The 22205-nt window shown below is 73.0% G+C and carries 24 protein-coding genes and 1 pseudogene; 14 read left to right on the top strand and 11 right to left on the bottom strand.

Going from position 1 to position 22205, the window contains the following annotated elements; all coding sequences use genetic code 11:
* Positions 1-85: 85 nt before the first annotated feature.
* From BZZ08_RS00730 to BZZ08_RS00720, 3 genes are read left to right on the top strand one after another with little or no spacing between them, the layout of a single operon-like run.
* Positions 86-604 (top strand): nitroreductase family deazaflavin-dependent oxidoreductase, encoded by a 519-nt coding sequence (locus BZZ08_RS00730; RefSeq protein ID WP_104630345.1) that lies wholly within the window; start codon positions 86-88, stop codon positions 602-604.
* 60 nt (positions 605-664) lie between these two features.
* Complete coding sequence (locus tag BZZ08_RS00725) at positions 665-1501, top strand: alpha/beta fold hydrolase (RefSeq protein ID WP_104630140.1); 837 nt, start codon at positions 665-667, stop codon at positions 1499-1501.
* A 22-nt stretch (positions 1502-1523) separates the two neighbouring features.
* Positions 1524-2057, top strand: a complete 534-nt coding sequence (locus BZZ08_RS00720; protein ID WP_104630139.1) for a TetR/AcrR family transcriptional regulator — start codon at positions 1524-1526, stop codon at positions 2055-2057.
* A gap of 76 nt (positions 2058-2133) precedes the next feature.
* Here BZZ08_RS00720 and BZZ08_RS00715 read toward each other — a convergent pair whose 3' ends face one another.
* On the bottom strand, positions 2134-3078 hold the full coding sequence (locus BZZ08_RS00715) for an aldo/keto reductase (RefSeq protein ID WP_104630138.1): 945 nt from the start codon (positions 3076-3078) through the stop codon (positions 2134-2136).
* A 105-nt stretch (positions 3079-3183) separates the two neighbouring features.
* On the opposite strand from BZZ08_RS00715, the gene BZZ08_RS00710 reads away from it, so the two are divergent.
* On the top strand, positions 3184-3792 hold the full coding sequence (locus BZZ08_RS00710) for a TetR/AcrR family transcriptional regulator (protein WP_198601199.1): 609 nt from the start codon (positions 3184-3186) through the stop codon (positions 3790-3792).
* Between the two features lie 22 nt (positions 3793-3814).
* Here BZZ08_RS00710 and BZZ08_RS00705 read toward each other — a convergent pair whose 3' ends face one another.
* The gene (locus tag BZZ08_RS00705; RefSeq protein WP_104630136.1) at positions 3815-5146 is read right to left on the bottom strand and encodes an SGNH/GDSL hydrolase family protein; all 1332 of its coding nucleotides are present in this window, start codon (positions 5144-5146) and stop codon (positions 3815-3817) included.
* Between the two features lie 356 nt (positions 5147-5502).
* Here BZZ08_RS00705 and malX point away from each other — a divergent pair, with 356 nt between their 5' ends.
* The 4 genes and pseudogenes from malX (at position 5503) to BZZ08_RS00685 (ending at position 9414) form a co-directional block, all read left to right on the top strand.
* Complete coding sequence (gene malX / locus BZZ08_RS00700) at positions 5503-7149, top strand: maltose/glucose-specific PTS transporter subunit IIBC (RefSeq protein ID WP_104630135.1); 1647 nt, start codon at positions 5503-5505, stop codon at positions 7147-7149.
* A 2-nt stretch (positions 7150-7151) separates the two neighbouring features.
* On the top strand, positions 7152-8381 hold the full coding sequence (locus BZZ08_RS00695; protein WP_104630134.1) for a MalY/PatB family protein: 1230 nt from the start codon (positions 7152-7154) through the stop codon (positions 8379-8381).
* Positions 8382-8411: 30 nt separating this feature from the next.
* Positions 8412-8540 (top strand): annotated as a pseudogene (locus BZZ08_RS00690) (50S ribosomal protein L32); the annotation flags it as partial.
* An 85-nt stretch (positions 8541-8625) separates the two neighbouring features.
* Positions 8626-9414 (top strand): alpha/beta fold hydrolase, encoded by a 789-nt coding sequence (locus BZZ08_RS00685; RefSeq protein ID WP_104630133.1) that lies wholly within the window; start codon positions 8626-8628, stop codon positions 9412-9414.
* Between the two features lie 7 nt (positions 9415-9421).
* On the opposite strand, the gene BZZ08_RS00680 is transcribed toward BZZ08_RS00685, so the two are convergent.
* The 4 genes from BZZ08_RS00680 to BZZ08_RS00665 are packed head-to-tail and all read right to left on the bottom strand — an operon-like array spanning position 9422 to position 12835.
* Positions 9422-10447, bottom strand: a complete 1026-nt coding sequence (locus tag BZZ08_RS00680) for a DUF2891 domain-containing protein (protein ID WP_104630132.1) — start codon at positions 10445-10447, stop codon at positions 9422-9424.
* A complete protein-coding gene (gene pcp, locus BZZ08_RS00675) occupies positions 10447-11097 on the bottom strand; it encodes a pyroglutamyl-peptidase I (RefSeq protein ID WP_104630131.1) in 651 nt (216 codons plus the stop codon). The genes BZZ08_RS00680 and pcp overlap by 1 nt, the downstream gene beginning before the upstream one ends.
* Positions 11098-11144: 47 nt before the next feature.
* The gene (locus tag BZZ08_RS00670; RefSeq protein ID WP_104630130.1) at positions 11145-12119 is read right to left on the bottom strand and encodes a DUF979 domain-containing protein; all 975 of its coding nucleotides are present in this window, start codon (positions 12117-12119) and stop codon (positions 11145-11147) included.
* Positions 12116-12835, bottom strand: a complete 720-nt coding sequence (locus BZZ08_RS00665; protein WP_104630129.1) for a DUF969 domain-containing protein — start codon at positions 12833-12835, stop codon at positions 12116-12118. The genes BZZ08_RS00670 and BZZ08_RS00665 overlap by 4 nt, the downstream gene beginning before the upstream one ends.
* A 218-nt stretch (positions 12836-13053) precedes the next feature.
* On the opposite strand from BZZ08_RS00665, the gene BZZ08_RS00660 reads away from it, so the two are divergent.
* From BZZ08_RS00660 to BZZ08_RS00650, 3 genes are read left to right on the top strand one after another with little or no spacing between them, the layout of a single operon-like run.
* Positions 13054-13806: a LamB/YcsF family protein gene (locus BZZ08_RS00660; RefSeq protein ID WP_104630128.1), complete on the top strand. Its 753-nt coding sequence runs from the start codon at positions 13054-13056 to the stop codon at positions 13804-13806.
* Positions 13803-14540: a 5-oxoprolinase subunit B family protein gene (locus BZZ08_RS00655; RefSeq protein ID WP_104630127.1), complete on the top strand. Its 738-nt coding sequence runs from the start codon at positions 13803-13805 to the stop codon at positions 14538-14540. The genes BZZ08_RS00660 and BZZ08_RS00655 overlap by 4 nt, the downstream gene beginning before the upstream one ends.
* Positions 14537-15394, top strand: a complete 858-nt coding sequence (locus BZZ08_RS00650; RefSeq protein ID WP_104630126.1) for a 5-oxoprolinase subunit C family protein — start codon at positions 14537-14539, stop codon at positions 15392-15394. The genes BZZ08_RS00655 and BZZ08_RS00650 overlap by 4 nt, the downstream gene beginning before the upstream one ends.
* Here the strand turns inward: BZZ08_RS00650 and BZZ08_RS00645 are convergent.
* The 4 genes from BZZ08_RS00645 to BZZ08_RS00630 form a co-directional block, all read right to left on the bottom strand.
* Positions 15381-15797 carry a ribosomal maturation YjgA family protein gene (locus BZZ08_RS00645; protein ID WP_104630125.1) on the bottom strand — a complete coding sequence of 139 codons (417 nt, stop codon included), beginning with the start codon at positions 15795-15797 and terminating at the stop codon, positions 15381-15383. The two genes, BZZ08_RS00650 and BZZ08_RS00645, sit on opposite strands and share 14 nt — an antisense overlap.
* Positions 15798-15869: 72 nt before the next feature.
* The gene (locus tag BZZ08_RS00640; RefSeq protein WP_104630124.1) at positions 15870-17168 is read right to left on the bottom strand and encodes a hypothetical protein; all 1299 of its coding nucleotides are present in this window, start codon (positions 17166-17168) and stop codon (positions 15870-15872) included.
* The gene (locus BZZ08_RS39210) at positions 17162-17380 is read right to left on the bottom strand and encodes a hypothetical protein (protein WP_241965300.1); all 219 of its coding nucleotides are present in this window, start codon (positions 17378-17380) and stop codon (positions 17162-17164) included. Before BZZ08_RS39210 ends, BZZ08_RS00640 begins: the two co-directional genes overlap by 7 nt.
* 205 nt (positions 17381-17585) lie before the next feature.
* Positions 17586-18149: a TetR/AcrR family transcriptional regulator gene (locus tag BZZ08_RS00630; protein ID WP_104630123.1), complete on the bottom strand. Its 564-nt coding sequence runs from the start codon at positions 18147-18149 to the stop codon at positions 17586-17588.
* A gap of 105 nt (positions 18150-18254) precedes the next feature.
* Here BZZ08_RS00630 and BZZ08_RS00625 point away from each other — a divergent pair, with 105 nt between their 5' ends.
* The 3 genes from BZZ08_RS00625 to BZZ08_RS00615 all read left to right on the top strand — a co-directional run bounded on the left by BZZ08_RS00625 (position 18255) and on the right by BZZ08_RS00615 (position 21184).
* Complete coding sequence (locus BZZ08_RS00625; protein WP_104630122.1) at positions 18255-19163, top strand: NmrA family NAD(P)-binding protein; 909 nt, start codon at positions 18255-18257, stop codon at positions 19161-19163.
* Between the two features lie 80 nt (positions 19164-19243).
* On the top strand, positions 19244-19690 hold the full coding sequence (locus BZZ08_RS00620) for a MarR family winged helix-turn-helix transcriptional regulator (protein ID WP_104630121.1): 447 nt from the start codon (positions 19244-19246) through the stop codon (positions 19688-19690).
* An 87-nt stretch (positions 19691-19777) separates the two neighbouring features.
* Positions 19778-21184, top strand: a complete 1407-nt coding sequence (locus BZZ08_RS00615; RefSeq protein ID WP_446750222.1) for an MFS transporter — start codon at positions 19778-19780, stop codon at positions 21182-21184.
* 46 nt (positions 21185-21230) lie between these two features.
* Here the strand turns inward: BZZ08_RS00615 and BZZ08_RS00610 are convergent, their stop codons facing one another.
* Positions 21231-22202 (bottom strand): MASE1 domain-containing protein, encoded by a 972-nt coding sequence (locus BZZ08_RS00610; RefSeq protein ID WP_104630119.1) that lies wholly within the window; start codon positions 22200-22202, stop codon positions 21231-21233.
* Positions 22203-22205 lie beyond the last annotated feature (3 nt).

The raw sequence follows: 22205 nt of genomic DNA, 5'->3' as shown, positions 1-22205 counted from the left end.
CCGCCCTCCTCGGCCCTTCGGCCGGTCCTTGGTCTGTGCAAAGGTTCAGACGTTGCCGACGTCGTTCCACGACCGAGAGGTGAACATGCGGAACGAGGACACGGAAGCCGGCCGGCCGCCCCTGCCCGAGGGCTGGCGACGCAAGCTCGCCCGGGCGCCCGTCCTCCTGTTCCGCGTCGGCCTCGGCCCGCTCCTCGGCCGGCGCTTCCTGCTGCTGCACCACACGGGACGGGTCTCGGGACTGGACCGCCGTGTCGTCCTGGAGGTGGTGGCCTACGAGCGGGATTCCCGCGCCTGGACGGTCGCGTCCGGCTTCGGCCCGCGGGCCGACTGGTACCGCAACCTGCGCGGACAGCCGAAGACGGTCCTGCAGTTCGGAAACCGGCACCACGCGGTCACCGCCCGCTTCCTCGCCCCCGAGGACGGTGCCGCGATCATGGAGAAGTACGGCGCGCGCCACCCCCGCACCGCACGCCGGCTGTGCGCCTTCATGCGTCTGCCCTCCGACGGCAGCGTGACGGCGTTGCGCCGGGCCGGGCGCGCGATCCCCTTCGTACGTCTCGAATCCGAGTCGTGCCCGCGGGAGGCAGCCGACCGCTCTTGACAGGTTTGGCTAATGAGAATAGCTTTTAGCTAACTTCATTAGCCGCATCTGGGGGTTGCCATGACCGAGTACCTTGCCGTCGACGGCGGAACGATCGCCTACGAGGTAGCGGGGTCCGGCCCGCTGATCGTGCTCGCGCACGGCGTGGGCGACAGCCGCGAGGCCTATCGCGCCGTGATCCCCGAGCTGGTGACGGCCGGCTACCGGGTGGCCGCGGTCGACCTGCGCGGCTGCGGCGAGTCCAGCGTCGACTGGCCGGCCTGGAGCCGCAGCGACATCGCCGGCGACCTGCTCGCCCTGATCCGCCACCTCGGCGGCCCGGCCGTGCTCGTCGGCCACTCGGTCTCCGGCGGCGCCGCCACCATCGCGGCGGCGCGGGAGCCCTCGCTCGTCACCTCCGTGGTCGAACTGGCGCCGTTCACCCGCAAGCAGTCGATCCGGCTCGGCGACCTGCGGGTGCGGCGGTTCCGGCGCGGCATGGTGCGACTGCTCGGCGCCGGGCTCTTCGGCAGTCTGCCGCTCTGGCGCTCGTACCTCGACGTCGCCTACCCCGGGGTGAAACCGGCCGACTGGACCGAGCGGCTGGGCCTCATCGAGACCCGGCTGCGCGAGCCGGGCCGGATGAAGGCCATGCAGGCCATGGGCCGCAGCGCTCCGACCGACGCCGGCGCCCGGCTCGGCGACGTGCGCTGCCCGGTCCTGGTGGTGATGGGCACGCTCGACCCCGACTGGGCCGACCCGCACGCCGAGGGCTCGGCCGTCGTCGACGCGCTGCCGTCCGGCCTCGGCCGCCTGGAGATGATCGAGGGCGCCGGCCACTACCCGCACCACCAGTTCCCCGACCGGGTGGTGACGCTCCTGCTCGCCTTCCTGCGCTCGGACTCCGCCCGTGCCTAGGGCGGGCCTGGACCGGGCGGCCGTGGTCGGCGCGGGGGCGGCCCTCGCCGACGAAGTGGGCCTCACGAAACTGACGATGGGCCTGCTGGCCGACCGGCTCGGCGTGCGCACCCCGTCCCTGTACAAGCACGTGGCGGGTCAGGACGACCTGATCCGGCGGATCGCTGCGCTGGCCCTCGACGAGACCGCCGGCGCCGTCGGCAGCGCCGTACAGGGCCGGGCGGGCAGTGACGCGCTGGGGGCCGCGGCGCGCGCCTTCCGCGCCTTCGTCGTGGAGCACCCCGGCCGGTACGCCGCGACGATCGGGCAGGAGCCGTCCGGCCCGGACGATCCCCTGGCCGCGGCGGGAGAGCGGCTGCTCGTCGCGTTCACCGCCGTCCTGCGCGGCTACGAGATCGAGGACTCCGACGTGAACCACGCCCTGCGCCTGCTGCGCAGCCTCTGCCACGGCTTCGCCACCTTGGAGGCGGCACACGGCTTCCAGTGGAGCACGGACATCGACGAGAGCTTCGACTGGCTCGTCGCCTTCGCCGACCGGGGCCTGCGCGCCCTGTGAGGCCGGTACCGGAGACCGTGCCGTCCCGCCCCCCGGAGGTCACACTCGCGTCCGCCCCGAGAGACGCGTCCCAGTCTCAGCCGAGCCGCACATGGTCCGCGGAGCGGCTGGGCACGGCGTCGAGCGCGGCGAGGTCCGCTCCGTCCAGGGCGAGCCCTCCGACGGCGATGTTCGCCTCCAGGTGGCCGGGGTCAGCCGTACCGGGGATGAGCAGGACGTTCGCGGCGTGGTGGAGCAGCCAGGCGAGCCCCACCTGGGCCGGCGTGGCACCGAGCGCCCGTGCGGTGGTGTGGACGGCGGGCTCGTCGGCGACCTTGGGCATGCCCGGGAAGGCGCCGCCGAGCGGGAAGTAGGGCACCCAGGCGATGTCTTCGGCGGCACACAGCCGGAGCATGTCCTCGTCCGCACGGCTCACCAGGCTGTAGGAGTTCTGTACGCAGGCGACGCCCATCGGCAGCGCGCGGCGCAGTCCGTCCAGGGTGACGGCGCTGAGCCCGACGGCGCCGATCTTGCCCTCGTCCCGCAGCTCCGTCAGCACGGCGAGCTGGTCGTCGATGTCGACCAGCTGATCTCCCTCGGCACGCAGCCCGGGCCCGGTGTCGGCGCGGCGCAGGTTGACGACGGCGAGGCGGTCGGTGCCCAGGCTCCGGAGATTGGCCTCGACGTCGGCCCGCAGCTCCTCCGGCCGTTGCGCGAGACGCAGGGGAAGGGGACCGCCGGAGTCCGGGGTGGCGCCGACCTTGGTCACGACCACGGCGTCGTCCGTGGCGCCCAGTGCCTCGCGGAGGACCTCGTTGACGAAGCCGTCGCCGTAGAACTGGGCGGTGTCGAAGTGGTCGACGCCGAGTTCCACCGCGCGGCGCACGAGTGCGACGGCGGCGCCGCGGTCCGCGCGCAGACGCTCCAGCTGCATCGCGCCGTACCCGATCCGGGAGACGGTGCGGCCCGCGAGCGCCCTCGCGCCACCGGGGCGGGGGGTGCCCTCGGCCGTGACCGGGACAGAGGTGCCGTTTGACGTCATGGGAAGTCCGCCCTCATGAGAAGATGGCAAAAACGGAGGAGCCTCCGTGAAGCCGACTGTAGCACTACCGGAGGACCCTCCGCTTTGAGTCCGGACCAGGAACCGATGCCCCCCGCCGCCGACCGGCCCCAGCAGCCGACGAGCGCGGGCGGCCGCCCGCTGCGCGCCCACGCGCGGCGGAACCGCGAGAACCTCGTCGCCGCCGCGCGCGCCGCCTTCACCGCCGCGGACGACACCGTTCCGCTCGAAGGCATCGCCCGTGACGCGGGGGTCGGCATCGGCACGCTCTACCGCCACTTCCCCACCCGAGAGGCGCTGGTCGAGGCCGTCTACGCCGCCGAACTGGACGCCGTCACCGACAGTGCCCCGGCCCTGCTGAACGAACTGCCGCCCGAGCGGGCCCTGCGCGCCTGGATGGCGCGCTACGCCGAGTTCGTCGCGACGAAACGCGCCATGCTCAACACCCTCCACACCGGCTGGGCCTCCGGACGCCTCGCGACACCCGCCACCCGGGAACGCATCACGGCCGCGATCGGCGCCCTGCTCGCGGAAGGAGCGCGGACGGGCTCGCTGCGCGCGGACGTCGAACCCGACGACGTCACCGCGATACTCCTCGGGGTGTTCCTCTCGACGGCGGCCGACGACGAGCCGGAGCGGACGGGCCGCCTGCTCGATCTCGTCGTCGACGCGCTCCGGCCGCCGGGGAGTTCATGAGCCGGGCCGGTGGATCAACGGGTCACCGGCGGGCCGACGCCGCCAGCATCGGGAGCGAGACGATGTCGGCGAGGGCCTGCTGGCCCGCGATGTTCGCGTGGACCCCGTCACCGGTGTCGTACGGCGGGTAGATGCTGTTCGGCCGCACGGGGTCCTCGAGTACCTGGTCGAAGGGGAGGATCCCGTCGCAGGTGCCGCCGCAACTGTTCCACTTCGAGACGAACGTGCCGACGGCGTGCCGGTCGCGGTTGTGCTCGTCGGTGTAGCCGGGGCGTGGGGTGATGGGCGTGACGTACACCTTGATGCCCGCGGCCCGCAGTCGCTGGAACACCTCGCGGTAACTCGCCTGGATCCGCGCGGCGTCGCAGCCGGCCGGGAGGTCGTTGGTCCCGTAGTAGTAGAGGACTCCCGTGACCCCGTGCAGGGCCAGCACGTCGCGCTCCAGCCGGGCGGCGGCGTCCAGGCCGCGCACGGACTCACCGATGCCCGGGCAGGTCGCGGCGCTCGTGGTGCCGCCGATACCGGCGTTGGCGAGGGCGAACTGCCGGGTGGCGGGCAGCTCCGAGGTGATCCGCCGCGCGAGGTCGTCGGTCCACCTCAGATTGGCGCCCGGGCGGTCGCAGTCCGGTCCGCAGTTCGTCGACCCGGTGCCGTCGACGACCGAACTGCCGTAGGCGACGAGGCTGCCCCGCAGTCGCGGGTTGCGCACGTCGACGGCGCTGACCAGGTAGGTGGAGCCGGTGGTCTCGGTGAACGCGGTCCCCGCCGGGTCGGCGGTGTGGTCACCGGCGCCGGACGGGGTCAGGTAGTTGGTGCGGAAGGCGCTCTCGTGCCGGCCGGGCAGCACCGTACCGGTGACCGAGAGCGACACCGCCACGTCGTCCTGGGCGGCGGTCCTGAGTCCCGCGGGGTCGCTCCACACCTCGCCGCCCGGCGGGACGACGACCTCGCGCCGGCCGTCGAACGTGACGGGGCGCGGCCGGCCGGTGGTCGCGGCGTCCTCTCCGCTGCTGTGGGCCACCGTCGCGGCGTCCACCGTGAGCGGAGTCCGGCCGAAGGTGTTCTGGACGCGGATGCGCAGGGCGTCGCCTCCCTGGCTCAGGTGGGTGATCATGCGCACCGACCGGTCGCGCAGCGGGGTGGGGGCGAGGTTCTGCTGGGAAGCGGCCCAGGAGGTGAACCAGGCGCCGGACTTCGCGGGCCGTCCCGACGCGGCATCGGCGGGGGCGGACGCGGCCGAGGCGGCGAGGACCGTCGATGCCAGGGCGAGGGCCAGCGCGGCCGCTGCACCTCTGGCCCGTGGGACCTGTGCGGGGTCGAGTACTCGGGCGACTCGGGCAAGGGGACCGCGCATACGTGCCTGCCTTCCGACATGTCTGGACGGGACGTCGGTCGCGGCGGGGAGGCGGTGTCCTGTGCTCGGTGGCGGCCGCTTCGGTACGCATGTGGGGCGCCGGCCTTGCGCCCTCGCCCTCCGCCGCTCCGGTGCCCCGCATCGTAGGCACGATCACCGTCCCTTCGGAACCACGCGGTTGACGCGCGAGGACGGCTGTGACCGGCGGGCGGGACACCGTGGACAGTCACCGACCCGCTGTGATGTGATCCCTGCGGCGGCATGTCCTCAGCCGCTCGTACCGCCCGCCGGCCCGCCCCCCATGTCGTCACGACCGGCGGACGGGCCCCTCCCCCAGGCTCGAAAGTTCCGTACACATGCAGAAGACCAAGGCCGCCCTCTGGGAATTCCTCCAAGGGCTCGGCAAGACGTTCATGCTCCCGGTGGCCCTGCTCGCGTTCTGCGGCATCATGCTGGGCATCGGCTCCTCGCTGTCCAGCGACGCGGTCACTGACAACGTTGCCTTCCTGAAGGGCGAGGGCTTCCACCTCGTCTTCACCTGGATGGCCAACACCGGTCTGGTCGCCTTCACCTTCCTGCCGGTCCTCTTCGCGATGGCCATTCCCCTCGGCCTCGCCCGGGAGGACAAGGGCGTGGCCGCGTTCTCCGGCTTCGTCGGTTTCGTCGCCATGAACCTCGCGGTGAACTTCTATCTCACCGCCAAGGACGTCGACTTCGAGGACGAGAAGGCGATCGAGCACTACGGCATCGCCGACGTGCTGGGCGTGCAGTCCATCGACACGGGACTGCTCGGCGCCGTGGTCGTTGGCATCGTTGTCAGCCTGCTCCACCAGCGCTTCCGCACCCAGCGGATGCCCGACGCGCTGGCCTTCTTCGGCGGGCTGCGCTTCGTACCGATCGTCTCGGCCCTGGTCCTGAGCGTGCTCGGCCTGCTCATCCCGCTGGTGTGGCCGACCTTCAACGGCTGGATCAACGCCGTCGGCCGGGGCATCGGGCACACGGGGGTCTTCGGACCGTTCTTCTTCGGCATGGGCGAGGTGCTGCTGCGCCCGATCGGCCTGCACCACATCCTCGTCGCCATGTTCCGCTTCACGGACGTCGGCGGTTCGGGAACCGTGTGCGGCGACCACGTCTCCGGCGCCCTGAACCTGTTCTACGCCCAGCTGGACTGCTCGGCGGCGCCCAACTCGGCCGTCACCGACGCCACGCACTTCCTCTCCCAGGGAAAGATGGCGGCCTACCTGGGCGGCCTGCCCGGCGCCGCGCTCGCGATGTACCACTGCGCGAGGCGCCGGATGCGTCCGGAGATCAAGGCCCTGCTGGTGTCCGGCGTGGTGGCCTGCGTGGTCGGCGGCATCACGGAGCCGCTGGAGTTCCTGTTCCTCTTCGTCGCCCCGTGGCTGTACGTCATCCACGCGGTCCTCGTGGGGCTGGGCTTCCTCACGGCGGCCGTGCTCGGCGTGTTCATCGGCAACACCGACGGCAACGTCATCGACTGGCTCGTCTTCGGTGTGCTCCAGGGCTCGACGACCAAGTGGTACCTGGTGCCGGTGATCGCGGCGGTGTGGTTCGCCGCGTACTACTTCCTGTTCCGCTGGGCCATCACCCGCTTCGACCTCAAGACACCCGGCCGGGAGGACCCGCCGACGGACGACGCGCACGAAGAGGCGCACGGCGAGGCACATGACGAGGAGCAGGACGAGGGGCACGACGAGGACCAGGGCGAGGCTCCGGTGCGGCCGCGCGAGCTGGTCGCGGGGAAGTACGACGCCGTCGCCATGCTCGACGCGATCGGCGGCGCCGGCAACATCCGGTCCCTGGACAACTGCATCACCCGCCTGCGCATGACGGTGGCGGACGCCGGACAGGTCGACGAGGCACGGCTGAAGAAGCTGGGGGCCGTGGGTGTCATCAAGCTCGACGGGCACAACGTACAGGTCGTCATCGGCCCGCAGGTCCAGTCCGTGAAGGACGCCATCGCGACGATGATCCCGGTGGGCTGACCGTGACCGCGCACTCGTCCCCGGCCGCTCCGACGCCCACACCCCCGTCCCCGTCCTCACCCTCGCCCTCGCCGTACGACTTCGACACGCCGGTGGACCGGCGCGGCACCTGGTGCACGCAGTGGGACTACGTCCAGGACCGTTTCGGCGTGCCGGACCTGCTGCCGTTCACGATCTCCGACATGGACTTCGAGACCGCCCCCGGGGTGCTGGCGGCGCTGCGCGCCCGTCTGGACCACGGAGTGCTCGGCTACTCCCGCTGGCGCCAGGACGACTTCCTGTCCGCGATCGTCCACTGGTACGCGTCGCGGCACGGCACGGACGTGGACCCCGGGTCGGTCGTCTACGCCCCCTCCGTCGTCTACCAGGTCTCGCGGCTGCTGCGGCTGTGGTCGCGGCCCGGCGACGGAGTGGTCACCCACACCCCGATGTACGACGCGTTCCCCAAGACCGTGTCGGCGAGCGGCCGGCGGCTCCTGGCGTGCCCCCTGGACGACTGGGCGGAGCTGGAGCGGCTGCTTGCGCTGCCCGACACGGCCGTGCTGCTGCTGTGTTCGCCGCACAACCCGACGGGCAGGGTGTGGTCGGCCGGTGAACTGGACCGGATGGCCCGGCTGTGCGCACGGCACGGCGTCGCGGTCGTCAGCGACGAGATCCACTCCGACCTGGTGCACGCCCCGCACGTCCACCGCCCCTGGGTGCGGCACGGCGGCGACGGCCGCTGGGCCGTGGTCACCTCGGCGTCCAAGTCCTTCAACATCCCCGCGCTGACCGGGAGTTACGGCATCATCGGCGACCCGGTCTCGCGCGACGCCTACCTGCGGCAGCTCAAGGACGCGGACGGGCTCTCCTCCCCCGCGGTGCTGTCGCTGGTCGGTCACATCGCGGCGTACCGCGAGGGGGCGCCCTGGCTGGACGCGCTGCGCACGTATCTCGCGGGCAACCTCGCGCTGGTCACCGATCGTCTCCGCGAGGCGTTCCCGCTCCTCGACTGGCAGCCTCCGCAGGCGGGTTACCTGGCCTGGATCGACCTGCGCCCGCTGGGCGTCGACGACGAGGAGCTGCAACGGGAGTTGGTGGAGGTGGAGAAGGTGGCGGTCATGCCGGGGTCCGCCTACGGCTCTCCGGGACGGGTGCGGCTCAACGTCGGCTGTCCGCGGTCGAAGGCGGAGGCGGGCGTCGGGGCGCTGGTGCGGGCGCTGCGACGGCTCGGTGCCGAGGAGCGGTCATGAGCGGCACCGTTCGGAGCGGAGCAACGTCGTAGTCGCCACCGCCGGGCCCGGTAGAAGGCGGGTGTGCCGGACCTGGTGCCCGTGACGGTGGACGGGGTGACCCTGCGGGTCCCGCGGCACCTGGTGCCCGCGTACCGGCGCGGCCCGATGCGCCCGGAGGGCCGACCCTCCTCCCCCGCGTTGCGGGCGTGCGGGTCCCGGCGGAGACTGGCCGTGAGCGACGGCGGCCGAGAGGGCCTGGGCGATGGGCGAGTACGCGGACCTTCCTGGGGTCAGGACCTGGTACGAGACCGAGGGGACCGGCGAGCCGCTGGTCCTCCTCCACGGCGGTCTGTGCACCAACGACACGTGGGGAGCGCAGCGCCCCGATCTCGCCGCCGCGTACCGGCTCTTCCTGCCCGAGCGGCGCGCGCACGGCCACACCCCGGACGTGCCGGGCCCGCTCACCTACCGGGACATGGCCGAGGACACCGTGGCGTTCGTCGAGACCGTCGTGGGCGGGCCCGCACACCTGGTCGGCTGGAGCGACGGAGGGGTCGTCGCCCTGCTCGTCGCCGTCGCCCGGCCCGACCTGGTGCGCAAGGCCGTGGTGATCGGAGCCAACTTCCGTCCCGGGACCGAGTGCTTCGCCGAGCCGGGCATGCTCGACGCGATGACGCCCGAGGGGCCGGACCTGGCGTTCTTCCGCGAGCTGTACGAGGCCGTCTCGCCGGACGGCGCGGACCACTGGCCGGTGGTGGCGGCCAAGGTGCTCGACATGTGGCGCACCCAGCCGACGCTCACCACGGACGATCTCGCCCGCATCCAGGCACCGACCCTCGTGATGTCCGGTGACGACGACCTGATGACGCTGGAGCACACCACCGCCCTGTACCGCGCCGTTCCCGGTGCCCAGCTCGCCGTCGTGCCCGGTGCCTCCCACCTGGTGCCGCTGGAGAAGGCGGCCCTGGTCAACGGGCTGATCCGGGACCACCTCACGCAGGGCGAGGTCGAGACGATGCTGCCGGTCAGGCGGGCGCACGCGCGCGGGTGACTCGGCGTCAGGGACGTGCGGCCACCGGGGCCACCGGGTCGAGCGCCAGGGCGGCGAAGGTCGCCAGCCAGTGGTCGGTGGTGAAGTCACCGCGCTCCACCGCCGGCAGGCCCGCCGTGAGATGGGCCCCGGCCGCCTCGTCCAGGCGGGCGCGGACCGGACCGTCGGGCAGGGCGTCGGCGAGGGAGCGCAGCGCGGCGGCCCTGCTGAGCGCCAGGCCGAGCAGATGGCCGATCTGCGGGTCGGCGTGGTCGGAGACGACCGGCACCTCCAGCAGGGCGCAGGGCGCACCGGCCCCGAGTGAGGGCAGGAAGCGGTCGAGCCACCGCGCGAGCCGTTCCGGCGTGAGGACCCTGCGCATCGCGTCGGCCTCGGTGAGCGCCGGGGACAGGAAGTCCTGCCCCGACGGTTCCCAGTGGGCGGGCGCGTCGTGGTCGTCGGCGAACCAGCTGAGCAGCCGTTCCCGTACGGCCCGGTCGGTGCCGGCCGACAGCGCCCCCGAGTCGAGCGCGAGGCCCAGCGCGAAGGCACTGTTGGGGTGGTTTCCGTGGCGCACGGGATAGGTGGCCTTCGGCAGCCAGTCGGCCAGCAGCCGGTCGACGACGTCCACGGCCGGCTGCAGCGCCCCGGCCCAGCGCTCGCCCTCCGCACCCCCGTGCGCCCGGCACTCGGCGGCGAGCGCGAGCAGCCACGCCCAGCCGTAGGGGCGCTCGAAGGAGGGCCGGTCGCGCAGGTAGGCGGCCTCGGTGGCGAGGTTGTCGGGGGTGAGGTGCCGGTCGAGCGCGGCGACGGCCGCCGCGGTGTCCGGCAGTGCGGGGGTGCCGCCGTGGCGGCGGAGCAGGCGGACGAGCAGCCAGTGCATGTGCACCGAGGAGTGCCAGTCGTAGGCGCCGTAGAAGGCGGGGTGCAGGGAGCGGGGTGCGAGGTGCTCGTCGGCGGAAGTGATCAGGTGAGCGGGGAAGTTGGGGTACTCGCGGGTGATGTTCGCCAGGGCGAGCTGGGCGAAGGGGGCCGCGTGGGCGCTGAGCGGCATCAGTGGGTGGCTCCTTCGGTGACCTTGAGGTCCTGCTCGGCGGGGGTGCGGGCGGCGGTGGCCAGCAGGGCGCGCAGGCCGTGGGCGACGGTGGCGGGCGGGAGGGCGGGCGCGGTGCCGTCGGGCACCTGTTCCGGCGCCCAGGGCACGTGCGCGAACCCGCCGCGTATCTGCGGGAACTCGGTGGCGATGAGGTGGCCGAGGCCGTAGGCCACGTGGTTGCAGACGAAGGTGCCGGCCGTGTTGGAGACGGCGGCCGGGACCCCGGCCTCGCGCATCGCGGCGACGCATGCCTTGACGGGGAGGGTGGAGAAGTAGGCGGCGGGGCCGTCCGGGACCACCGGTTCGTCGATGGGCTGGGCGCCGGCGTTGTCGGGGATGCGTGCGTCGTCGACGTTGATGCCGACCCGCTCAACGGTGACGCCGGGGCGTCCGCCCGCCTGGCCCAGGCAGAGCACCAGGTCGGGGTGGACCGCCCGGACGGCGTCGCGCAGGGCGTCGAGTGCCGTGCCGAAGACGCAGGGCAGTTCGGCCGCGGTGACCGTGAGCCCGGCGGGCGGTTCGGCGGCCACCAGGGAGGCCGCCTGCCAGGAGGGGTTCACGCGCTCCCCGCCGAAGGGGGCGAAGCCGGTGATGAGGACACGGGTCATGGGCGTTCCTTGCCGTGCGGGTCGGATGGCGGCGATCGGAGGCGGGATCAGAAGGCGAAGAGCGCCATGATCACGGTGCAGCAGCCGAGCAGGGCGACGCCCGTCGGCAGCTGTGCCTTGATCGGCCCGTACTGGTCCTTCAGTTCGAGCAGGGTGGCCGGGACGATGTTGAAGTTGGCGGCCATCGGCGTGCACAGGGTGCCGGCGAAGCCGGCCAGCATGCCGATCGCGAGGACGGCGGGCTCGTTGCCGTGCATCTGCTGGATGAGGACGGGCCAGCCGATCGCCGCCGTCATCACCGGGAAGGCGGCGAAGGCGTTGCCCATGATGACGGTGAACAGGAACATGCCGACGCAGTAGGCGAGTACGGCGAGGTACTTCGAGTCGTCGGGGAGGACCTTGTTCATGATGTCGCCGACCTGGTCGCCGACCCCGGCGGCGGCGAAGATCGAGCCGAGCACGGCCAGCAGCTGGGGCAGCAGCAGGGCGGAGCCCATCGCCTCCAGCATGGAACGGCCGGAGTGGATCGGGACGGAGACCTTCTTCTCGCCGGTGACGAGCATGCCGACGACGAGCGCGGCGACGCAGCCGAGGCCGAGCCCTAGGAGGGTGGCCTTGCCCGTCTCGAACAGCCCGGACTCGTCGAGGACGGAGGCGCAGACGATGGCGACGAGCGGGATGGTCAGCGCCGGGATGAAGATCTTGTTGCCGAGCCGGGCGGCGGCGGCCTCGCGCTGCTCGCCGGTGGTGGTGACCGGGACGCCCTTGCCGAGGAAGTTGAAGCCGGCCAGCACGATCAGGGCGAGGACGGCGACGCCGAGCGGTTCGGCGGGCAGGGTCCAGCCGCCGTTGTCCGCGGTGGCGTTGGCGACTCCCGTGCCGTAGGGGAAGGTGAGCCCGAGCAGGCCCCAGAACGCGGCGGACGTCCACCGCTTGGGGTTGCTGCGGTCCGCGGCCATCTGCACGGCCATGACCACGAAGACGAGGCCTATCAGCCAGTACAGCCATTCGACCTTGATCACTTGTCGGCCCCCTCGGGAAGCGGCAGGTCGTGCTCGGCGGCGGCCTGGGCCATCTCGCGCTCGAGCTGCCTGTCCATGAGCAGCAGCCGGGCGCCGTGGATGACGAAGGCGCAGACGGCCAGCGGGATCGCCCACAGGGCGAGCTGGGTCGGCTCGATGTCCTGGTGGTACGTGGAGTTCACGAAGCCGGTGATCAGCAGGATGGAGCCGATCGCGATGAAGCAGTCCTCGCCGAAGAAGACGCCCACGGTGTCGGCCGAGGCCGAGTAGGAGCGCACCTTCTCGCGCAGCCTGTCGGGCAGCTTGGCCCCGGTGGAGCGTTCGGCGGCGGCCTCGGCCATCGGTGCCACCAGGGGCCGCACGGTCTGTGCCGGGCCGCCGATGCTGTTCAGGCCGAAGGCCGCGGTGACCTGCCGGACCAGCAGGTAGACGGTGAGGAACCGGCCGGCGCTGAGCTTGCCCAGCCGGCCGATGAGATTGCGGGCCTGCTCGCGCAGGCCGTAGCGCTCGAGCAGCCCGATCACCGGGAGCACGATGGCGTAGACGGTGACCGAGCGGCTGTCGGCGAACGACCGGCCGAAGGCCGCGAGGACCTCCAGCGGGTTCATCTTGCCGAGCAGTCCGGTGACGATACCGGCGACGCCCACCACGAGGACGGGGTTGCGGCGCGTGACGAATCCGAGGATCACCACGACCACACCGAGGAGAACGATCATTCGGTGGCCTTCTTCAGGCATGAGGGGGCAGGGCACGGATCCGGAGCTTCGGAACGTGACTCATCGGTCCCGGGGACCATAGCTCCAGATGTGTGGCAGATGCACGGACACTAGCGATCGTTGAACGATCTAACAAGAGGCGAATTCTCTCGCCCCCGGAAGCGGTCACGCGAGGCAGTCTCTTGTCGGATCGTTCAACGATCGTCTACTTTCAAGGTGTGATCGACCTCAACGCAGATCTCGGTGAAGGCTTCGGCCGCTGGACCCTCACCGACGACGACGCCCTGCTCTCCGTCGTCACCAGCGCCAACGTCGCCTGCGGATTCCACGCGGGCGACCCCTCGGTGATGCGCCGCGTCTGCGACCTCGCCGCCGAGCGCGGGGTGCGGATCGGAGCGCAGGTGTCCTACCGCGACCTGGCGGGCTTCGGACGGCGTGCCATGGACGTGCCCGCCGACGAGCTGGCCGCCGAGGTGGCGTACCAGATCGGCGCCCTCCGGGTCTTCGCCGAGGCCGCCGGGGCCACGGTCGCCTACGTGAAGCCGCACGGCGCGCTCTACAACCGCACCGTCCACGACGACGAGCAGGCCCGTGCCGTCGTGGCCGGGGTGAGCCTGGCGGGCGGCGCGCTGCCCGTGCTCGGGCTCCCCGGCTCGCGGCTGCTCACGGCCGCCGCGGAAGCGGGCCTCACCGGCGTCCCGGAGGCCTTCGCGGACCGCGCGTACACCGCGCGGGGCACCCTGGTCCCCCGCCGTGAGGCCGGCTCGGTGGTGACGGACGAGGACGCGGTGGTACGCCGTGCCGTGGCGTTCGCCGTGGCGGGCTCCGTCGAGGCCGTGGACGGTACGACGGTCGCGGTGGCCGCCCGCTCCCTGTGCGTGCACGGCGACACCCCGAACGCCGCCCGGATCGCGGCCCGGGTGCGCGAGGCGCTGGAGACGTCCGGGGTCGGGATCGGGGCGTTCGCATGACGGACGACGGCCGCACGGCGCACGCCGGGGCACTCACGGCGCGTCCCGCCGGTCGCCACGCCCTGCTCGTCGAGCTGCCCGACGCCGAGCGCACCGCCGCCTTCCACGCCGAGGTGCTGCGCCGGCGCGCGGCCGGGACGCTGCCGCCGGTCGAGGAGATCGTGCCGGGGGCGCGGACCGTGCTGCTGGACGGGGTGCCGGACCCGGAGGCGCTGGCCCGCCGGGTCACCGACTGGGAGGTGCCGCCGGTCGCGGACGACACGGGTGACGTGGTGGAGATCCCCGTGCGCTACGACGGGCCGGACCTGGCCGACGTGGCGACCCTGTGGGGGGTCGGGCCCGACGAGGTCGGCGCCCTGCACGGCTCGCACACCTACCGGGTCGCGTTCTGCGGCTTCGCGCCCGGGTTCGGCTACCTCACCGGACTGCCCCCTCGCCTGCACGTCCCCCGCCGGTCCACGCCCAGGACCCGGGTCCCGGCCGGGGCGGTGGCCCTCGCCGGTCCGTACAGCGCGGTCTACCCCCGCGCCACCCCGGGCGGCTGGCAGCTGATCGGCACCATGCCCGACCCACGGCCCCTGTGGGACCCGGCGCGGGAGCGTGCGGCGCTCCTCGCGCCGGGGACGCGTGTGCGGTTTGTCACGGCGGGCGGCGCGACGGCGGCGGGCACCGCGAGGGGCACGGCGACCGGCAGCACCGCGACGGTCGGGACGGGGCCGGAGGCCGGGGCATGACGACCAAGCTCACGACCGTGCGCTCCGGGGCGCTCACCACGGTGCAGGACGCGGGCCGGCCCGGCCACGCCCACCTGGGCGTACCCCGCTCCGGTGCGCTGGACGCGCCCGCGATGCGGCTGGCCAACCGCCTCCTCGGCAACGCACCTGGCGCCGCCGTGCTGGAGACGACCCTGACCGGCTGCGCCCTGCGGCCCGACCAGGACGTCACCGCCGTGGTCGGCGGTGCGCCCTGCCCGGTGACGGTCGACGGCAGACCGGCCGCCTGGGGCGCCCCGGTGCGGGTGCCCGCGGGCTCGGTCCTGGACGTGGGGGCGGCGACCGCGGGCGTCCGCTCGTACGTGGCCGTCGCGGGCGGCATCGCCGCCGAACCCGTCCTCGGCAGCCGCTCGACGGACCTGCTGTCGGGCCTGGGCCCGGAGCCCCTGCGGGACGGGGAGGTCGTCGCGGTGGGCATCCCGGCGCGGCCGGTGCCGCCGCCGGTCGCCGCTCCCTGGCCCGGACCGCCCGCCGAACTGGTCCTGCCGGTACGCCCGGGCCCCCGCGCCGACTGGTTCACGCCGGCCGCGCTGCGCACGTTCACCTCGGCCACCTACCGTGTCTCCCCGCACAGCAACCGCATCGGCCTGCGCACCGAGGGACCGCCGCTGGAACGCGCGTCGGCGGGCGAACTGCCCAGCGAGGGCATGGTCCTGGGGGCGGTGCAGGTCCCGCCGGACGGCCGGCCGGTGCTCTTCCTGCACGACCACCCGACGACGGGCGGCTACCCGGTCGTCGCGGTCGTCCCGGAGCCCGCGCTGGCCGCGGCGGCCCAGGCCGCGGCCGGAACCCCGCTGCGCTTCACGCTCGCCTGACGGCCAGTGGGCCGGTCGCCGCGCCGACCGCGTACCAGAACAGGTCCGGTGCGTTGAAGGTGGAGCCCAGGACCAGGCGGGCCGCCGTGCTCTGCCGGGCGAGGTGCGCGGGCACGTCGGTGAGCTGGAGGAACTCCACGCCCCAACTCACCGCCAGGGCCACCGCGGCGGCCTTCACCGGTGCCGTCCTCGGCGCCACCACGAGGACGAGGGCGAACAGCAGCAGGGTGTACAGCGCGTCTCCGCCGTACTTGGCCACCTCGCCCGCCGCCACGGCCCTGAGCGCGAGTCCGGCGCCGACGATCACCGCTGCGGCCACCGCGGCCCCCAGGCGCGTGCGCGTGCCCGTCGGCGCGGGCGTCGGATCGTCCCGTACGGCGCCCCGGGTGGAGGAGGAGGTCATGCGTCCATTGTGCGGTCGGTTCCGCCGCCGGTCCTCCACGGCAGGCGACCCGGGTGCCGAGCTGCTGGAGGGTCAGCAGGTGGGGACGTCCGAGAGCCAGGCGTCGGCCACGTCGATGAAGATGTTGGAGACGTAACCGCCGTAGTCGGGCAGGTAGGACCAGGCGTCGTTGCTGTAGCCGTCGTAGGTCACGAGCCCGCCGTGGACCTGGCACCGTACCCGTACGGTCGTGGGCCCGGGCAGGGTCGCCACGCTGGTGGAGGTGGTCGTCGCCTGCTGCCGGACGCTCACGTCCGTTCCCCAGGTCGGGAACGCCGTGGTGTCACCACCGCCCTCGGTCCACAGGTAGGTGACGGTCACCCAGCCGTTGTCGTCGAGACCCACGTTGTAGAAGGTGCCGTCGGCGAGGTCGATGCCCGCCGGGTTGGCGACCTGCCGGCCGAACTCGTCGCGTCCGCCGTTGTACCCGTCCTCGTAGGCGGCCTGCGCCTCGGGAAGACCTTGCGGAAGGTCCTTCCACTGCTCGCGCACCGACGAGGGGTTCCAGTGGTCGTCGTGCGTGTTCCACGGGCCGACGTCCCACACCGGCGCCGTCTCGCAGCGGGCGGGCCCGCACACCTGCACCGAGTACTGGCCGCTGCCGTTCGGCGACAGGGCGCGGCGGGAGGGGAGCGCCACGAAGTGGTCGTTGGTCTGGATGACGTGCCCGTTGGCGGTGGTGTGCCCGACGAGGCCCTCGCGGGTGGCGTGGACGCGGGCGGAGAAGGCGGCCGCCCTGGTCGCCGGAGCGGGCTCGGCGCGGGCACCGCCCGCGTCGTCCGCCGTCAGGGTCACCGCCCGTACGGCCGCGGTGGGTTCGCCCTTGGCGTTCCACAGGGTGAGCCGGGCCTGGACGTCGACGACGTCACGGGGCAGTTCGGCCGGGGCGTCGGCCGTGGCCCGTCGCCACTCGGTCCAGGTTCCGTCGGCCGCGCGTCCGCGCACGTCGACCTCGACGCTCGCCGTGTCGGGCACCGTCGCGTCGAGGTGCACGGCGATCCGGTCGACGGGCCGGTCCACGTGGTGCGGCTCCAGTACGGCGGAGGCGTAGCCGCGGTCCCGGCCGAGGGAGGCGAGGCTGACGGAGCCGTCCCGTACCCGCAGGGCGCCCGCGTCGTAGCGGACGTTGACGTCGTCGGCGCCGGTCGACGTCAGGTCGGCACGCCAGGACACCTCGGCGGGCGGGCTCGCGGCGTCGGCGGCGGGGGCGGGCGTGGCGGCGAGGGTCGTACCGGCGAGGGCGAGCAGGCACACCGTGCCGCTCAGGACGCGGGTGGTGCGGGGTCTGCGGCGCGGGGCACAGCCGCTGTGCCGGAGGGTGGGGGTCAGCATGTGGGCACTCCTGAGAGCCAGGCGTCGTCGACGTCGACGAACATGTTGGAGACGTAACCACCGTGGTCGGGCAGGTACGCCCAGGCGTCGTTGCTGTAGCCGTCGTACTCGACGAGGCCGCCGTGGACCTGGCAGGCCACGCGGTGGGACGCCGGTCCGGGCGGAGTCGCCACCCGTGCGGAGTCGGTCGTCGGCCGCTGACGGGCGCTCACGTCCGTGCCCCGGGTGGGGAAGGGGCGGCCGGGGACGGCCGGCGGTCGGCGGCCTCGCGGGCACCGAAGGCGTGGCCGACCGGGCGTGCGGGACGAACACGCCTGCGGGAGGAAGGAGTTGTCCGCACTGGTCGTCACATGATGAATCGCCGGACTTGACGTGGGCAAGTCATTGCAGTCTGGGCGAAGGACCCGCCCGCCGCGCTCACCTCGGCGGGCTGATGCCCCGGACGGTCAGCGCCAGCAGGCGTCGCCCCTCGGCGGCGGGGTCGGCATGGCGCTCCGTGGCCAGAGCGATGCCCGTGACCAGCGCGAGAAGGTCGGCGGCGGTGACGTCCGGCGCCACCACCCCGCTCTCGACCGCGCGCCGCAGCAGCGGCTCGACAGCCCCTTCGAGCTTGACCGAGCAGGCACTCACCCGCTCCGGTTCGACCAGCCGGTCCTGGGCCAGCGCCTCGGCCATGCCCCGTGCGGACGCGGCGTACTCGGTGAAGGCCTCCAGCCAGTCCAGGAGGGCGGCGCGGGCGTCCACCGTGTCCGCCGACGCGGCCGCACGGGCGCACAGCGCCTCGATCCGCTCGCGGAACACCGCTTCCAGCAAGGCGCTTCGCCCGGGGAAGTGCCTGCGCACCGTCGCCGAGCCGACACCCGCGACGCGGGCGATCCGCTCCAGGGAGGCCTCGGCGCCGTGCGCGGCGACCTCATCCTCGGCGACGGCCAGGATCCGGGCGTAGTTGCGCCGTGCGTCCGCGCGCTGGTGGTGGGGCATGGCGTCCTCTCGGCATTGCTAAACGGCGGGGCCCTCCGTATCGTACCCGGCAGCTAAGTGGCGGACCCCGCCACTTATTCCACCCCTCATCCGGGAGGCTCACCCATGCCCGACTCCTCCGCACCCGTCCTCGTCACCGGCGCGACCGGCAAACAGGGCGGCGCGACCGCCCGCGCCCTGCTGAAGTCCGGCGTTCCGGTCCGGGCCCTGGTCCGCGACCCCTCGGCCGAGCGGGCCGCGGCGATCGCGGCACTCGGCGCCGACCTGGTCGTCGGGGACCTGGACGACCGCGACTCGGTGGTCCGGGCCGCCGAAGGGGCCCGCGCCGTCTTCTCGGTCCAGATACCCGACTTCGACCGCCGCGGCTTCGAGGGGGAGGTCGCCCAGGCCGTCCACCTGATCGAGGGCGCGCGGGAGGCCGGGGTGTCCCAGTTCGTGCACACCTCCGTCTCGGGCGCCGGACAGCACACGAGCTGGGTGAAGGACCGCTGGGGATGGATGGAGCCCTACTATGCGGCGAAGGCCGGGATCCAGGACCGGGTGCGCGAGGCGGGGTTCACGCACTGGACGATCGTCAAGCCGAGCTACTTCATGGAGAACCTGCTCCCCTCGGAGGCCATCGTCTTCCCCCGGGGAGTACAAGGCGGCCTGGTGAGCCTTCTGAAGCCCTCGACCCGGCTGTCCCTGGTCGCGGTCGACGACATCGGTGCGACCGCCGCGGCCGCCGTGGCGGAACCGGAGCGGTTCGACCGGGTCGAACTGGAGCTGGCGAGCGACCTGCTGACGATGAGGGAGATCGCCGAGATCCTCTCGGCGCACCTGCGCACGACCCTGACCCCGCCCGACATGACCGAGGACGAGGCGGTCGCCGCCGGGATGCCGGACATGGGGTTCGGACAGGCGTCCCTCAACGAGTTCCCCCAGCCCGCCCTCCCGCGGTTCGCCCATGACCTGGGCATTCCCCTCACCCCCTTCAGGACCTGGGCAAGGGCGCACCTGCCGACGTCGGACTGACGCCCGGATCTCGGGGCGACACAGAGTCAGCTGTACAGTTCAACCTGTACAGCTCATCCTGTGAAGCTTAGTCTGGGGGCATGAGCGAGAACGAGAGCCTCTCCCCCTCGGCAGTCCGGGCCTCGCGGGAGGTCCGGGCGGTCATCAGCCGGCTGCGCCGGCGCATCCTCAAGGCCTCCGAGGTCGAGGACCTCACCCTGGGCCAGGCCTCGGTGCTGGCCCGGCTGTCCGACCACGGGGGCGTCACGGCCAGCGAACTCGCCGCGACCGAAGGGGTCAGGCACCAGTCGATGACGGCGACGGTCACCGCGCTCGCCTCCATGGGGCTGGTGGAGCGGCACCCCGACCCGCACGACGGACGGCGGCTGCTCATCACGCTGACCGCGGAGGGCGTCCGTCGCGTGGAGGAGAGGCGGCAGGCCCGCACCGAATGGCTCGCCGGGCGGTTGCAGGACCGGTGCACCGAGGAGGAGCGCAGGACCGTGATCGCGGCCATGGCCGTGCTGGAGCGGCTGCACCGTGACTGACGCGGAGGCAGGGCAGTGACTGACGCTCAGGCGGGCCCGCAGGTCGGCACCGAGAAGCCCGGATTCGACCGCGGACTGCTGCCGCCGATGCTGCTGGGTTCGGTGCTCAACCCGATCAACTCGACGATCATCGCGGTCGCCCTCGTCCCGATCGGCAGGGCCCTGGGCGCACCGGCCTCGCAGACCGCCTGGCTCGTCTCCGCCCTCTACCTGGCCACGTCGCTCGGGCAGCCGGTCGTCGGCCGGCTCATCGACGTCTTCGGGCCGCGTCGGCTCTTCCTCCTCAGCACCGGCCTGGTCGGCGTCGCCGGCGTCGTGGGTGCCCTCGCGCCCGGCCTGGGGGTCCTGATCGGCGCGCGGGTCCTGCTCGGGTTCGGCACCTGCGCGGGCTATCCCGCGGCGATGGCCCTGGTGCGCAGCGAGGCCGAGCGCACCGGACGGGACAGCCCCGGCGGGGTGCTCACCGCGCTGGCGGTGGCCAACCAGACCATCGCCGTCGTCGGCCCGCTCCTGGGCGGCCTGCTGATCGCGGTGGGGGGCTGGCGCGCCACCTTCGCGCTGAACGTGCCCCTGGCCGTCGCGGCCGTGCTGCTGGGGCTGCTGCGGCTGCCCAAGGCGGAGCCCAAGGCGGAGCCCACGGAGGAACCCACCGCGCAGCCCACGGAGGAACCCACAGCGGGGCCCGCGAACGGGCCCGCGCGGCGCGGGAGCCTGGCCGCCCGCCTCGACCTGCCCGGCATGGCACTGTTCGCGGCGATGCTCGTCTCACTGCTGCTCTTCCTGATGAACCTGCACCTGCGCGACTGGTACCTGCTCGCGCTCTCGGCCGCCGCGGGGGCCGCGTTCGCGGTGCGGGAACTGCGGACCGCCACCCCCTTCATCGACCTGCGGGTGCTCGGCGGCAACACTCCCCTGCTGGCCACCTACGGGCGGGCCCTCGTGGCCTACGTCGTCGCGTACTCCTTCCTCTACGGCTTCACCCAGTGGACCGAGGAGGGCTTCGGACTGTCTCCCTTCCACGCCGGCCTGGCCCAGATACCCATGTTCCTGCTGGCGATAGGGGTCTCGATCGTGTCGGGGCGCAGCACGAGCGTCCGGGGGAAACTGCTGCTCGGCGCGGTCGGCCAGATCTCCGCGTGTCTGGTGATCCTCACGCTGGGCGGGGACAGCCCGCTGTGGATGCTGCTGCTGGTCGCGCTGATCTTCGGCGTCCCGCAGGGGCTCAACAACCTGGCCCTGCAGAACTCCGTCTACTTCCAGGCCGATCCGGAGCGCACCGCCTCCTCGGCCGGGCTGCTGCGCACCTTCGCCTACATCGGCTCGATGGTGGCTTCCTCCGCGACCGCCGCCTCCTTCGGACAGCACGCGGACACCGGCGGCCTGCACCGGCTGGCCTGGGTGATGCTCGGCGCCGGCGTGCTCTACCTGCTGCTCACGCTCTTCGACCGCACACTCGGCCGAGCGGCGGGGGCGGGCACGGGGGCATCGGTCTGAGCGCCCCCGGGGGGACATCGACGACTACGACGTCTGACGGCCGCCCTCACGGCCCCGGGTTGCCTGAGCCGCCCGCGTTCAGGTGCTGCAGCGCCTCGACCAGTTCGTGGCAGGCGCGCTCCACCGACCGTCTGGTGTTGAGCTGTTCGCTGATCACGGCGGAGAGCAGGAGAGCGGTCAGCCCCAGGCTTCCGTTGAAAGCCTGGAGTCTCATCATCGTCTCGATCTCGGTCAGCCTGCCGAAGGAGCCGGCCTCCTGCCGGGCCACGACGGTGGCCGTCACCGACATGAACAGGGCGCAGGGGATGCCGCCCGCCAGCTGGAAGCGCAGCGCCGACCAGATCAGGATCGGAAAGCCCAGGAACAGCAGGCTGACCGAGCTGTACATGATCAACGGCACCAGGGCGCACACGACGACGGTGAGCCCGACCGCCTCGGTCCAGCGCACGGAGGGGGGCGGCAGGCGAGTGCGGTACAGCAGGAGCAGCAGCGGGGTGACGAGGACGACGCCCATGGCGTCGCCGACCCACCAGGCCAGCCAGACGATCCCGAGATGGTCGGTGGGGAGCTTGTCCGACAGCACGAGCATGCCGACGCCCGTTCCCGAGCTGATCAGCATCGCGGTCAGCGCCCCCAGGAAGACGAGGGCCAGTCCGTCGCGCAGGCGGCTCAGGCTCACCCGGAACCCCACCGCGCGCAGCATCAGCCAGGCGCAGACGGGGGCGACGGTGTTGCCGGCCATGATGCCGACGCCCTCGGCCCCGAGGGTTCCCAGGGAGAGCATGACCAGCAGCGCGCCCAGCGCGATGCCGGGCACGCACCACGGCCCGAACAGGAGGAGACAGGCCACCGCGAGGCCGGTGGGCGGCCAGATGGGCGTCACGACCGCCCCGTCGGCGGTCAGCTGCTGCGACAGCCCGAGCCGCCCCGCCGCGTAGTAGCAGCCGGCGAGCAGCAGCGTCCCGCAGGCGAGGACGACCGGTCGCGGCCATGCACGGATACCCACCACAGCAGCCATCAG

It is taken from the genome of Streptomyces sp. MH60 (assembly GCF_002939385.1).
GTDB lineage: Bacteria > Actinomycetota > Actinomycetes > Streptomycetales > Streptomycetaceae > Streptomyces.
Note: the sequence above shows the minus strand (reverse complement) of the source record. Positions and strands in the feature narration are given on the sequence as shown.

What these genes read in the sequence shown, in the direction of transcription:
- BZZ08_RS00730 (WP_104630345.1), top strand. Translation starts at nt 86, where the DNA reads ATGCGGAACGAGGACACGGAAGCCGGCCGGCCGCCCCTGCCCGAGGGC.
- BZZ08_RS00725 (WP_104630140.1), top strand. Translation starts at nt 665, where the DNA reads ATGACCGAGTACCTTGCCGTCGACGGCGGAACGATCGCCTACGAGGTA.
- BZZ08_RS00715 (WP_104630138.1), bottom strand. Translation starts at nt 3,078, where the DNA reads ATGACGTCAAACGGCACCTCTGTCCCGGTCACGGCCGAGGGCACCCCC.
- BZZ08_RS00710 (WP_198601199.1), top strand. Translation starts at nt 3,184, where the DNA reads ATGCCCCCCGCCGCCGACCGGCCCCAGCAGCCGACGAGCGCGGGCGGC.
- BZZ08_RS00705 (WP_104630136.1), bottom strand. Translation starts at nt 5,146, where the DNA reads ATGCGCGGTCCCCTTGCCCGAGTCGCCCGAGTACTCGACCCCGCACAG.
- malX (WP_104630135.1), top strand. Translation starts at nt 5,503, where the DNA reads ATGCAGAAGACCAAGGCCGCCCTCTGGGAATTCCTCCAAGGGCTCGGC.
- BZZ08_RS00685 (WP_104630133.1), top strand. Translation starts at nt 8,626, where the DNA reads ATGGGCGAGTACGCGGACCTTCCTGGGGTCAGGACCTGGTACGAGACC.
- BZZ08_RS00680 (WP_104630132.1), bottom strand. Translation starts at nt 10,447, where the DNA reads ATGCCGCTCAGCGCCCACGCGGCCCCCTTCGCCCAGCTCGCCCTGGCG.
- pcp (WP_104630131.1), bottom strand. Translation starts at nt 11,097, where the DNA reads ATGACCCGTGTCCTCATCACCGGCTTCGCCCCCTTCGGCGGGGAGCGC.
- BZZ08_RS00665 (WP_104630129.1), bottom strand. Translation starts at nt 12,835, where the DNA reads ATGATCGTTCTCCTCGGTGTGGTCGTGGTGATCCTCGGATTCGTCACG.
- BZZ08_RS00655 (WP_104630127.1), top strand. Translation starts at nt 13,803, where the DNA reads ATGACGGACGACGGCCGCACGGCGCACGCCGGGGCACTCACGGCGCGT.
- BZZ08_RS00650 (WP_104630126.1), top strand. Translation starts at nt 14,537, where the DNA reads ATGACGACCAAGCTCACGACCGTGCGCTCCGGGGCGCTCACCACGGTG.
- BZZ08_RS00645 (WP_104630125.1), bottom strand. Translation starts at nt 15,797, where the DNA reads ATGACCTCCTCCTCCACCCGGGGCGCCGTACGGGACGATCCGACGCCC.
- BZZ08_RS00640 (WP_104630124.1), bottom strand. Translation starts at nt 17,168, where the DNA reads ATGCTGACCCCCACCCTCCGGCACAGCGGCTGTGCCCCGCGCCGCAGA.
- BZZ08_RS00630 (WP_104630123.1), bottom strand. Translation starts at nt 18,149, where the DNA reads ATGCCCCACCACCAGCGCGCGGACGCACGGCGCAACTACGCCCGGATC.
- BZZ08_RS00625 (WP_104630122.1), top strand. Translation starts at nt 18,255, where the DNA reads ATGCCCGACTCCTCCGCACCCGTCCTCGTCACCGGCGCGACCGGCAAA.
- BZZ08_RS00620 (WP_104630121.1), top strand. Translation starts at nt 19,244, where the DNA reads ATGAGCGAGAACGAGAGCCTCTCCCCCTCGGCAGTCCGGGCCTCGCGG.
- BZZ08_RS00615 (WP_446750222.1), top strand. Translation starts at nt 19,778, where the DNA reads ATGCTGCTGGGTTCGGTGCTCAACCCGATCAACTCGACGATCATCGCG.
- BZZ08_RS00610 (WP_104630119.1), bottom strand. Translation starts at nt 22,202, where the DNA reads ATGGCTGCTGTGGTGGGTATCCGTGCATGGCCGCGACCGGTCGTCCTC.